This is a genomic window from Rhizobium sp. Nf11,1 (genome assembly GCF_050587665.1).
In the GTDB taxonomy this organism is placed as follows: Bacteria; Pseudomonadota; Alphaproteobacteria; order Rhizobiales; family Rhizobiaceae; genus Rhizobium.
On record NZ_JBOBHU010000021.1, the window covers coordinates 48,333 to 59,745 of the forward strand.

An 11,413-nucleotide genomic window follows, 5' to 3' on the forward strand; every position below is an offset into this window, starting at 1 on the left:
CCTGAAGTGAGCCTCTGAGAACGCAGTAACATGCGGGGACGATAGTCCTGAGGTCGGTACGCCGGTCAGCCCCAGCTCTGATAGCCTCGCAGCCGAGGCACCGATTCAGGGTCAGTGCGCAAGCTATGAGCAAATGATGGGCGGCCTTCGGGTCGCCTTTGTCATTTAGGGCAATAGGCATGGTTGCTGAACTTCGCTTAGACGCATCTGAGATCGAGCATCTTTCGCGAGCGATCGCGAACCTGCCGGGACAGATCAAGGCAAAGGCATTCGCCAGCGCGATGCGACGCATGCGCGATATGGCGAGGACCCGCATCGTCAAGCGGAGTGCCGAACGCACCGATCTTCCAACGCGCAAGGTCGCGGCGCTGACGAGAGCTTCGTTCAATGCCGGCAGCAACACAATCGACATCATCGAAAAGTCAGGATGGATTCCCCTCTACGATTTGGGTGCGACGCAAACATCGAAAGGTGTGCGGGTGCGGGCTCGGGGCTCGTATCGATCCGCCTTCATCGCCGAAATGGACAGTGGCCATCGTGGCGTGATGAAGCGCGTAGGCAAGGAGAGACTTCCGATCCGTGAACTGTTCGGTCCGAACCCCGCACACGATGTGACGAACAACCCCGAAGTGTTCATGCAGGTGCTGGCGCAGCTGATTGAGGAGAACCTGTTGCCCCGAACCCTGCACGAGATCGACCGCCTCCTCCCCCGGTGACCCCTCGCGGGTCCTTCCCGGCAACCCTCCCCAAGCGGGCCGGGGCGACCCCGATATTTCGCTAGTCTCACCGAGCAAAAAACTGACCTGACGGACCTGACTCAGCCTGACGCGACCTGACAATCATGAGCGATCTGTTTCAATCGATGGCAGCACCTGCGACGGGAAACGACGGCGTCTGGCTGACAGTTGCCGAGCTGGCAAAACGCAAGGGCATCAGTCGTCAATCGGCGTCTGAGCGCATTGATCGCCTGGAGCGCGAAGGCCTGATCGCGACAAGGCGCGATGGTCGCTCTCGATTGGTTGAGCTGGCGACCTTTGATCGCGTGGTCGGCCAGACGGGGAACGCGTTTCGCGAGCAAGGCGTGCAGACCAAGCGCGAGATGGCTGAGACGCAGCCTGCTGCGCAACTGCCCGTCAGTGCGGCGCTTCGCGATGCTCAGACCGAGCGGGCTCAGTACGAGTCGAAGCTGAAGGCACTGGATTATGCCGAGCGCACCGGCCAGCTCGTGGCGATCAAGGGGGAGCATGGCGTCGAAACTGCCTTGGTTAAAGCAACCGAGGCAATCATCCGTGAACTAGGCGCTCCACTCAACTGGGTGAGTGAGATCCTTGAAACTGTTCGCGAAGGGGAACCTGCTCTTCGCCGACTGTTGCGGCGGAAGATCCACGAACAGCGCGAAGCAATTGCAACGCGCCTGGCCATAGTCGCCGGAGAGGCTGCGGAAGCGGAAAAGATCGGCGTTCAGGCCGACATCGATTTCGGGGGCGAGGAATGAAGGTGACCTTGAAGCGGTCGGCCGTCGCACTCGTTGCGAGCGTGTTGGCCGCCGCTATTGTGCCGCCTGAGCAACTTTCCGCGGCCGAGTGGGCGCGGCAGAACCTTGTCGTTCCGGACGGTCCGCGCGCTGGCGAGCTTTGGGACGACAGCTTGACGCCGTATATCGCCGAGCCGCTTGAAATGTGCGCCACCGAAAGCGGCGTCAATGAGATTGCGGTGCGAAAGTCGGCGCAAACCGGCTTCACTACGCTGATGATCGCAGCAATAGGGCACTTGATCGCGACAGATCCGTGCCGCGCAATGATCGTGCAGCCGACATCGGGCGCGCTAAAGGAGTTCAACGCCGAGAAGCTCGATGTTGCGATCAAGGGATCGCCGGTGCTGGATAAGCTCGTTAGGGAGCAGGCGTCCCGATCGGGTGACGGTTCGACCGCCGTTAGAAAGAAGTTTCGAGGCGGATCGCTAAAGCTTGCGATTGCCAGCTCGGCCGCAGACCTGCGATCGTCGACAATCAAGAAGGCATTTCTGGATGAGATCGACGAATATCCCGACGATCTCGACGGCCAGGGTGACCCCTTCGGCATGGTTGAGGCCCGGCAAGAATCTTTCCTGATGTCCGGTGAATGGCTTCGCGTCTATGTGTCGACGCCGACGATTAAGGGTGGCTCAAAGATCGATAGCTATTTCGAGGGCGGCGATCAGCGCTACTGGTATATGCCCTGCCCAGGCTGCGGCGAAAAATTCAAGTTCGTCTTCGATCGCCAGCATTTCAAGTTCAATGACGAGTATCCGCATGAGCCGCACTACGCGACGCCGTGCTGCGGGACGATCGTCGAGGCGTACGAAAAGGTTTCTTTGATGAAGAAGGGAGTGTGGGTACCAGAGGCCACGCGGCCGGGCGCCTATCCTTCCTATCACTTCGATGCACTGACATCCCCGTTCGTGCCGTGGGAGAAGATCGCGTCCCGCTTTGTCGAGGCGAATGAAGATCCTCTGAAACTCAAGACGTTCAGCAATCTGACGCTCGGGCTGTCTTTCGATATGAAGGGTGATGCGCCGGATCACGTCCGGCTAATGGAGAGGCGTGAAGACGATCTCATGCGCGGCTTCATCCCTGCCCTCGGCCTGGTGTTTGTTGGCACTGCCGACGTGCAGCTGAACGGGATCTATTACCTCTTCAAGGCTTACGGTCCGGACCGCCAGTCATGGCGTGTCGACGCTGGTTTCATCGAGGGTGCGACGGACGATCCGCACGGCGGCGCGTTCGTCAAGCTGGAGGAGCTGCGCGTAAAGGAGTGGCCGGATGCATTCGGCCAGCGCCGCGCCGTCGATCTTTTCGGGATCGATTCCGGCTACCGCAGTCACGTGGTCTATACTTGGGTACGCGGCAAGTCGGCGACCTTCGCGCTCAAGGGCTTGGACGGATGGTCCCGCCCGCCTATCGGGCAGCCGTCGGCGGTCGATATCGACTTCAACGGCCAGCGCATTCGCAACGGCGCGATGGTTTGGGGCGTCGGAACCTGGTCATTGAAGGGGGGCTTTTACGCCAATCTGCATAAGCAGGGCAGAGTTTCCGGCCAGCCAGTCGATCCGCCTGGTTATTGCCACTTCGGCTCATGGATGGACGAGGTCTACTTCAAGCAGATCACGGCCGAATATCTGGGAACAGAAAAGTTCAAGGGGCGCACCCGCAGAATCTGGATGCCGCGCGCCGGTTACCAGAACCATTTTCTCGACTGTGAGATCTACGGTGATGCGCTTGGTGATTATCTCGGCATATCCAGAATGATGCCCGATGAGTGGGCAACGCTGGCCTCCATGCGCGGCCTTCCTGAGGGAGTGCTGGATCCGGGCCTGTTCGCGCCGGCGCCGCTGTTAGCTGCCCAAGCAGCAAGACCGGCCGCCGGCATGGCCGACCCAAGAGTCGGCGACAGCGACGATGCAGAATACCGGCCTGGCCGCCTCTTCAGCTCTCACCATGGCATCAATGACAGAGACTGGGAGGACGGCTGATGGCGTGGACGCAAACCGATCTTGACGCAATAAACGCAGCGATCGCTGTTGGCGCCAAACGCGTGCGGTTTCAGACGCACGAGGTCGAGTATCACAGCATGACCGAACTGCTGAGGGCGCGTGATCTGATAAAGGCAGAGATCGAGGGAGAGACTTCCTCCGGCGGTCCGATCTTCACAGAATATTGCGGCGGCTATTGATGGGCATTTTCGAAAGCATCCGCACCTGGCTCGGAAAGCGCGATTATAATTCGGCGCAATTCGGTCGCCGTAACAGGTCGCATGTCGCCAGGGCAACGTCAGCCAATGCGGAGATCGCAAAGGCGATCGGCACGTTGCGCGACCGCTCGCGCGACTTCGTGCGCAACAGCTGGGCGGGCCAACGCATACTGGACGTCCTGACATCCCACGTTGTCGGAACCGGCATCATGACGGTTCCGAATACCGGGAATGACAAGATCGACAACGTTTACCGTCTCCTCAGGGAAGAGTGGGAGGAAACGAGCGACGTAGAGGGCGTTCTCGACTACGGCGCGCAACAGTCCCTGCTCTTCCGGTCAATGGTCGAGGGCGGTGACAGCGTCCTCAGAATGATAACCGTGAGTCTTGCTGACTCTCCGCGAGCGGTCCCTCTGCGTCTGCAGGGCCTGGAGGGCGACCAGATCGATACGACACGGGACAGCGTCCTCGCCTCGCCTGGCCAGACATCATCCGTTCGGCTCGGCGTCCAAATCGGCGATTGGGGGCTTCGGGAAGGTCTCTACCTCTGGAAAAACCACCCTGGCGAGATGGTCGTCGGGAACGTTGACCCTTCAGTTCTGGTCGATTGGAGTGATCTCTGTCACCTGTATCGGCCACTGAGGCTTGGTCAATTGCGCGGCATTTCCTGGTTTGCGCCGGTGCTGCTGACCGCAAGGGAAATTCAGGACCTGATGGAGGCGGCGATCATCCAGCAGAGGACGCAGGCAACTTATGCCGGCTTTCTCAAGCGAGCGCCAGGCGCTCAAAACGTTCTCGCGGCAAAGCGTGATGACAAGGGCGACAAGGTCGTAAGGATCGAGCCCGGCACCATTCAGGACATCGGCGAATCTGAAATCACCTTCGCCAACAATTCGTCGCAGTCGGTTTTCGGAGACTCCTACAAGGCCGGGCTAAGGGCGATGGCCGCAGGTGCGGGATTGACCTACGATCAGCTGACCGGAGATCTGACACAGGCGAATTACTCGTCATTGCGCACTGGAAAGATCGAATTCCGCAGGCTCGTCGAGCAAATACAATGGTCCGTCTTCGTTCCCATGGTTTGCCGCAAGGTAGACAGGCGATTTCTCGACTACGCGATCATGGCCGACAAGCTGCCGAAGCGTCCCGAAGGCTACCCGGTTGATCACATCATGCCGGCGATCGAGCCGATTGATCCGCTGAAAGATCTGCAGGCTGACATCCTCGCCGTTCGCTCGGGACGAATGTCGCCGCAAGAATTCATATCGGCGTGGGGGCGTGACTGGCGGAAGGTTGTCAAGGATTTCGACGCCTTCTTCGCTTTCGCTGACGCCAATAACGTGCCGCTCGACATCGATCCGCGCCGGCCCGCAGGCGGAGTAGCTCCGGCGGATACGGACAAGGAAACCAAAGCAAACAAGGAAGACGCTGATGCCTGAAGTCATCCAATTGCCGCAGCTCCTGCGCGACGCAGAGGTGCGGGCAGGCTCTTTCGATGAGGCCAGCAACACGATTGATGTGATTTTCACAACCGGCGCGACGGTGCGCCGCGTTTCCTGGATGGACGGGGAATTCGACGAAGAGCTGGTCGTCAACAGCAAGAGCGTGAGGCTTGACCGCCTCAACGCCGGCGCCCCTTTTCTGGACACTCATGGCCAGTGGAGCCTTCAGGATGTGATCGGCGCCGTGGTGCGCGGCTCGGCCGTCATCAAGGGTGGAAAGGGGTACGCGAAAATTCAGCTCTCAAACGCGCCGGATGCCGCCGATCGCGTGGCTCGGATCAGGGAGGGTACGGTTTCCAACATCTCTGTCGGATACCGTATCCACACCGTCGAGACCTCGGACCGCAAAGGGAAAATCCCCCTCCGACGCGTGATCGATTGGGAGCCGTGGGAGATCTCGGCCGTACCGATTCCGGCCGATCCCGGCGCGCAAGTCAGGTCGGGTAACAGTGGCGCTCTCTTCGCGTGCCGCGTCACGCCGTCCGTCGCAGATCAAAACGAAATTCGCCGGATGCGTATGGCAATGACGCAACGGCAAATGCAATTGGCCCGCTAGGTTTCACCTGCAGCCATATCCGCCACGCAGGCGGTCGCCCTTTCTCGCCTGTGGGCTAGGCTCCTTTCTAGGATATCAACATGAAAACCCATAACGTCCTGGCGGTCGCCTGCACGCTGGCCATCGCCTTCCTCGCATTTGTCGCTGTGACGCCGAGTGCGTTCGCCGCGGTCCCTGACCCGCACGTCAGCCTCTCGGTTGCCGGCGATTTTTTCACAAACCATGTGCATCATTTCGCGGTCACGCTCGCTGCCATGCGGGCCGATCTCGACAAGCTGACCCAGCGGGCCGCGGCGAAGATCGCCGAAATTACGGACGACATGTCCACTGATGCCGCGCGCGCCATCGAGGATGAGCACAAGACCATCCTGGCCGAGGCGGATAAGCTTCGTGGCGAAATCAAGCAGAAGGAAGAAGAGGAGGCGGCCGCAACCCGCTCGCAGCAAAATCAGAATCCGGAGCTGACACCGGAGGCGGTGGCTGCCAGCCGCGCAGCCGACATTCTCGACATCGGCACTCGCGCCGGCATGGCGACGGACGCCATTCAGCAGGCCATCCGAAATAATGTCACGCTCGACGTTTTTCGTGCGCAGGCTTTCGATCACATGGCCGGGCGTCAGCAGCGGACATCGCCGAGCCGTGTTATCACAGATGAACGCGAGACGCGGCGCAATGCTCGCATCGAGGCCCTGTCCTATCGCCTCGGCGCTCCCATCCCGGCAGCGGGACCGAGCGCGGCCGCACGCGGCCATATGGCTGACGGCCTAGTCGCAATCGCAGCGGAGGCGGTCGAATATCGCGGCTATCCTCGCAATGCCCGCGACATCGAGGATATCTTCACGCGTGCCGCACATACGACTTCCGACTTTCCTGTGATCATGGAAGGGGCGATCAACCGGACGCTCGAAGGCCGATACGCCCTGGCGCAGCCCACCTATCGCCGGATCGCGCGCCAGCGCAATTTCCGAGATTTCCGTCCGCACACTGTCCTCAAGACCGGTGATTTCCCGATGCTCAAGCAGGTTCTTGAGGACGGCGAGATCAAATATGGGACGCTGACGGAAGGTAAGGAAACGCTGCAAGTCCTCTCCTATGCTCGAGCAATTTCTGTTTCTCGTCAGCTGATGATCAACGACGATCTCGGCGCGATCCAGGACATGCTATCCTCTTACGGCACCACCGTGGCCCTGTTCGAAGAGATCACCTTTTACAGCTCCGCCTTCAATGCCAAGCTTGCCGACGGCCAGACGGTATTCCATGCCAGCCACAACAACCTCGGCTCAGCCGCGGCGATCGATATCGACCCGGTTTCGCTCGGTCGCGCGGCAATGGCCAAGCAGAAGAGCCTTGACGGCAACCCGCTGCTGGCGAATGCGCCCGCCATCATCCTGACGGGACCCGATACGATCACCAAGGCTGAAAAGCTGGTCGCCAGTTTCACGCCGGCGACCGTCGCGACCGTCAATATCTTCTCCGGCCGCCTAACGCCGATCGATACGGCGCAGATTACCGATACCGCCTGGTACCTCTTCCCGAACCCGGAAGCGGGATCGAATTACCGCTGGGGTTATCTTGAAGGCTACGAGGCGCCGCGTGTCCGCATCGAAAGCCCCTTCGGCCGCCAGGGCATGGCGATGTCTGTAGAGCACGATTTCGGCTGCGGTGCGACGGACTATCGCTACGGCTTCAAAAATCCCGGCGCATGACGAACTGGCGGCGTCAGGCCGCCAGCTTCCCTCACCAATCTGATCATCTGAGGATAGAACCATGAAAAACTTTGTTCAGCCGGGCGACTCGATCGATGTTCCGGCACCCGCTGGCGGCTCAGTTTCGGGTCGGCCGGTCATCATCGGATCGCTGATCGGGATCGCCAGCGTCACAGCCGTCGCCACAACCATGATCGCGATTCAGACCAATGGCGTCTTCAACCTTCCCAAAACCTCGGCGCTTGCGATCGCGATCGGCGACAAGCTCTACTGGGATGCTACAAATAACGTCGTCAACAAGACCGCGACCGGCAACACTCTGATCGGCACGGCAGTCTCGGCTGCCGCCGACCCATCGGATAACGTTGACGTGCTACTCGGACCAACGACGGTCTAAGGCGATGTCGAACATCTTTGAGCGGGCGGTCTCGATTGCCCGCTCGACGACAGAGCGGGTAATGGGGAAAGATGTCACGATCTTTCCGGTTGCCAATAAGGATCCGAACGCCGCGCCGCGGCTATCGCAGACAGATGCGCCGTATACGACTTCGGCTGTCTTCTATGAAAACACCCTGATCGAGAATGATGCGAAGGCGCAGCCAGTGACGGGCGGAGGCGGCAAGCTTGTCAATCGAGCGCTGCAGCGTCAGGCGTCGATCAGGATCGTTGAAGGCCAGCCGCTCATGGCCGGCTACTTCATGCGTCGGGAGAGCGACGGCGCCATATTCATCATCAGCCAGTTCGATGCTGACGGGCTCGGAACCGTGCTCGCCCTAGTCGCGACTGTCAAAGCGCTGCCGGAGGCCTGATGCTATCCGCCGAAGCCATGCGGCTTGCCGCTATCGAGATACTGAGACCGACCGCGGCCGTCGAAGCCGGTTCAGGCTTTCCCACCCTTGCCGGTCTCATGGTTCTCGATACACGCGATATTGCGATCGAGGAGCTGAACCAGACCGCAACCTATACGCCGGTATTGGCGCTCTATACGATGGGTAGCGACGCGGTTCTCCGTGGAGAGATGGCTGCTGCCGGCGATACGGTTGCCACGGCTGTCCTGGAGATCGTTGCGGAACTAGCGATTGACGCCGGCAGTGGCCCGGCTGACGCCCTAGTGGCCAACGACCCTGAAGCGCGGCTCGTTCTTGCTGCGCTGTGCGCGCAGACCCGTTATCTGCTGGAATACAGCCAAGCGGGACTTCTCTGGCGGAAAATCGTCAAGCGGGTAATCCGTTTTGAAGAGGAGACCTTCGCAGCACCGCAACTAGGTGTCCGATGGCAGCGCACGACAATGCGTTATCACGTCGAACTTACCGACGACGATTTCGACATGACCGGCGGCGGGCTGCCGCAGCCGATACGGCGGCTCTATGAGGCGCTGCCTGACCAATCCTATGCGAAGGCCAAGCTCGCGGCGCTGGCCTCGCATTTCCCGGCCGAGGTCCTGCCGCCCTTCGAAGGCGGGGATGCATACGGTCCCGAGACCTGAAGCCGTCGTCACGACCGGAGATCACGACCATGTCTGAAGACATCTACATCCCCGCCAAAACGGGGGAGCGCATTCCCATGCCGGGCAACCAGCCGGACTGGCCGGCTGACGGGCGAACGGTGAATTTTGCCAGCCCCTACGAGGCCCGCCTCGTCGCCGACGGCACGCTCAAGCTGAAACCGGCCTCGGCCGATCCCGAACAGAAACCCACAGCCAAGAGGACGAAGTAAATGGCTTCGAACATTCCAGCCAACCTGACCGCGCCGATCTTCGCCTTCGATACACAGTCGGGCGGGCAATTCCAGAGCGAAACCCGGATGATCATCCTGGCGCATGGCCTGGCTGCCGGCAAGCTTGCCGAGGGTCAGATCGCGATCTGCAACACCCGCACCGATGCGCGGTCGCTCGCCGGCGCCGGCTCGATGCTGGAAGCGATGTTCATTGCAGCCAGGCGCAATGCGCCGGCGCAGGAAATCTGGATCGGCCGCGTCGCCGATAGCGGGACCGCCGAGATCCGCACGATCACCGTCGGCGCGCCGCCGGCCGCCGGCGGGCAGGGCATCCTGCAGATCGCCGGGGAGTCGATCTCGCTGGAGCTTGCTGCAGGCATGACCGCCAATGCGGTTGCGACCGCGCTCGCCGCCGCCATCAACGGCTATTACAACCGGCTGACGGGCATGTCGCTGCCGTTCACCGCGACCGCCGCGACCAATGTCGTGACGCTGACGGCGCGGCATAAGGGCACCTATGCCAGCGGGCTCGATATCTTCGTGCCGGTGCTGGATACGGTGAATGCCTTCGTCGGCCTCTTTACTTTCGCGACCACGACGGCCGGCGCCGGCACGCCGTCGCTTGCCAATATCCTGGCGGCGATGAACGACGATCCCTTCGAGATCATCGTTTCGGCCTTCGACGACGGCACCAACCTCGACCTGCTGAACAGCTTCCTCGGCGAGGTCTCCGGCCGCTGGTCCTATATCCAGCAGCTCTACGGCCACGCCTTCTATCCGAAGACGGACACGTCGACGAACCTCGTCACCTTCGCGCTGGCGCGTGACACCTGGCACCTGACGATGATCCCGCGGTTTACCGACGGCGGCAATGCCGAGCCGGGTTATATCTGGGTCGCGGCGGTGGTGGGCCGCATTGCCGCATGGCTCGGCGGCGGTGCAAACGGCGACGTTTCGCGCAACCAGTCGGGCCTGATCGTCGAAGGCATCTCGGCGCCTCGCGATCGCGCCTACTGGATGGACTATGCGACGCGCGACGCGATGCTGAAGAACGGCGTCAGCACCTGGGCCGTCAACCGCAGCGGCCAGGTGACGATCGACAAGATCATAACCCAGCAGCAGACGACCAACGGCGCGCCGGATACGACCTTCCGGGATATCCAGACGGTCTACCAGCTGACCTACGCGCTGAAGAAGTTCCGCGCCGCTCTCGCCTACGAGCATTCCAACAAGGCGATCGCCGACAGCAATCCGCAGAACCTCGATGCGCTGACCACGGTGAAGGACATCAAGGCGACGCTGTTCCATACCTATCGCGAGATGGCGGGCGTACTGGAAAATTCCGAGGAGGCGCTGCTCAGCATGGTCGTAGAGCGGGATACGGACAATCCGAACCGCGTCAACATGCGGCTGCCGCTCGACGTCGTCAATCCGCTCGACATCCTCGCCGGTCTCGCGGTCGTCTACAGCCAGTTCCGCGACGCGGCCTAAACCCTCTCAAGCTGAAGGATCAATCATATGGGCAAGGATTTCGGCGGGCGCATGCTGGTGCGCCTCTCTGACGGCACCACGATGTCGATGCGCGGCACGTTCAGCGTCAATACGGCCGGCCAGTCGAACGAGGCGGTCACCAACCAGGACGGCAGCAGCGATCGCATCGGCACGCCGATGCCCTATCGCGCCTCGGCCACCTTCCGCGACGACAATGCCGATCTCGGCGCGCTGATGCGGTCGCCGCGGCTGAACGTGACGATCTTCGAGGAGTTTTCGGGGGTGACGCATTATTTCACCAATGCGTTTTTCACCGGGGACCCGGAGTCCAATCGTCTGAACGGCGAGTTGACCAACCTGACGGTCAATTCGGAGCAGTATAACCGGAGCACCGGCTAATGGATCCCGTCAAGCTTTCGAAGAGCTATACCGAGAACGGCATCACCTTCGACAGCGTCGAGCTCCGGGAGCCGACCTATAAGGAAATCTTCCGGTCCGGTCTCGGCCGGCCGAACGACTGGCAGCCGACGCAGCACGGCCCGATGCTGGTGCGATATCCCGAAGTGGTCGACGCCTATCTCGAGCGCATCTGCATCAACCCGGGCTACGAGCATATCGGCTGCCTGAACGCCGTCGACTCTCTGAAGCTGGAAGAGGCGGTGGTCGGTTTTTTTCGGGAATTGCCGCCGCCGAAGACATCGCAGACGGATTGAT

The 11,413-nt window shown here is 60.9% G+C and carries 14 protein-coding genes; all 14 read left to right on the plus strand.

The window, feature by feature from the left end; translation table 11 throughout:
* Positions 1-179 precede the first annotated feature (179 nt).
* The 14 genes from ACQ7C1_RS24990 (at position 180) to ACQ7C1_RS25055 (ending at position 11,412) form a co-directional block, all read left to right on the plus strand.
* On the plus strand, positions 180-716 hold the full coding sequence (locus tag ACQ7C1_RS24990; RefSeq protein ID WP_430960204.1) for a hypothetical protein: 537 nt from the start codon (positions 180-182) through the stop codon (positions 714-716).
* A 125-nt stretch (positions 717-841) separates the two neighbouring features.
* Positions 842-1,495: a MarR family transcriptional regulator gene (locus ACQ7C1_RS24995; protein WP_430960205.1), complete on the plus strand. Its 654-nt coding sequence runs from the start codon at positions 842-844 to the stop codon at positions 1,493-1,495.
* Positions 1,492-3,510, plus strand: a complete 2,019-nt coding sequence (locus ACQ7C1_RS25000; protein WP_430960206.1) for a phage terminase large subunit family protein — start codon at positions 1,492-1,494, stop codon at positions 3,508-3,510. The genes ACQ7C1_RS24995 and ACQ7C1_RS25000 overlap by 4 nt, the downstream gene beginning before the upstream one ends.
* The gene (locus ACQ7C1_RS25005; protein ID WP_430960207.1) at positions 3,510-3,710 is read left to right on the plus strand and encodes a phage head-tail joining protein; all 201 of its coding nucleotides are present in this window, start codon (positions 3,510-3,512) and stop codon (positions 3,708-3,710) included. Before ACQ7C1_RS25000 ends, ACQ7C1_RS25005 begins: the two co-directional genes overlap by 1 nt.
* Entirely contained in the window at positions 3,710-5,167 is a 1,458-nt protein-coding gene (locus ACQ7C1_RS25010) for a phage portal protein (RefSeq protein WP_430960208.1), read from the plus strand. Before ACQ7C1_RS25005 ends, ACQ7C1_RS25010 begins: the two co-directional genes overlap by 1 nt.
* Positions 5,160-5,786, plus strand: coding sequence for an HK97 family phage prohead protease (locus ACQ7C1_RS25015; RefSeq protein WP_430960209.1), 627 nt, complete (start codon positions 5,160-5,162; stop codon positions 5,784-5,786). Before ACQ7C1_RS25010 ends, ACQ7C1_RS25015 begins: the two co-directional genes overlap by 8 nt.
* 80 nt (positions 5,787-5,866) lie before the next feature.
* Positions 5,867-7,492, plus strand: coding sequence for a hypothetical protein (locus ACQ7C1_RS25020; RefSeq protein WP_430960210.1), 1,626 nt, complete (start codon positions 5,867-5,869; stop codon positions 7,490-7,492).
* Between the two features lie 61 nt (positions 7,493-7,553).
* On the plus strand, positions 7,554-7,889 hold the full coding sequence (locus tag ACQ7C1_RS25025) for a DUF2190 family protein (RefSeq protein WP_430960211.1): 336 nt from the start codon (positions 7,554-7,556) through the stop codon (positions 7,887-7,889).
* A 4-nt stretch (positions 7,890-7,893) separates the two neighbouring features.
* Complete coding sequence (locus tag ACQ7C1_RS25030; RefSeq protein ID WP_430960212.1) at positions 7,894-8,301, plus strand: hypothetical protein; 408 nt, start codon at positions 7,894-7,896, stop codon at positions 8,299-8,301.
* Entirely contained in the window at positions 8,301-8,978 is a 678-nt protein-coding gene (locus ACQ7C1_RS25035; protein ID WP_430960213.1) for a hypothetical protein, read from the plus strand. Before ACQ7C1_RS25030 ends, ACQ7C1_RS25035 begins: the two co-directional genes overlap by 1 nt.
* 29 nt (positions 8,979-9,007) lie before the next feature.
* Complete coding sequence (locus ACQ7C1_RS25040; RefSeq protein WP_430960214.1) at positions 9,008-9,208, plus strand: hypothetical protein; 201 nt, start codon at positions 9,008-9,010, stop codon at positions 9,206-9,208.
* Entirely contained in the window at positions 9,209-10,699 is a 1,491-nt protein-coding gene (locus tag ACQ7C1_RS25045) for a phage tail sheath subtilisin-like domain-containing protein (protein ID WP_430960215.1), read from the plus strand.
* A gap of 27 nt (positions 10,700-10,726) precedes the next feature.
* Positions 10,727-11,098: a phage tail tube protein gene (locus ACQ7C1_RS25050; protein ID WP_430960216.1), complete on the plus strand. Its 372-nt coding sequence runs from the start codon at positions 10,727-10,729 to the stop codon at positions 11,096-11,098.
* Positions 11,098-11,412 carry a phage tail assembly protein gene (locus ACQ7C1_RS25055; RefSeq protein WP_085858493.1) on the plus strand — a complete coding sequence of 105 codons (315 nt, stop codon included), beginning with the start codon at positions 11,098-11,100 and terminating at the stop codon, positions 11,410-11,412. The genes ACQ7C1_RS25050 and ACQ7C1_RS25055 overlap by 1 nt, the downstream gene beginning before the upstream one ends.
* Position 11,413 lies beyond the last annotated feature (1 nt).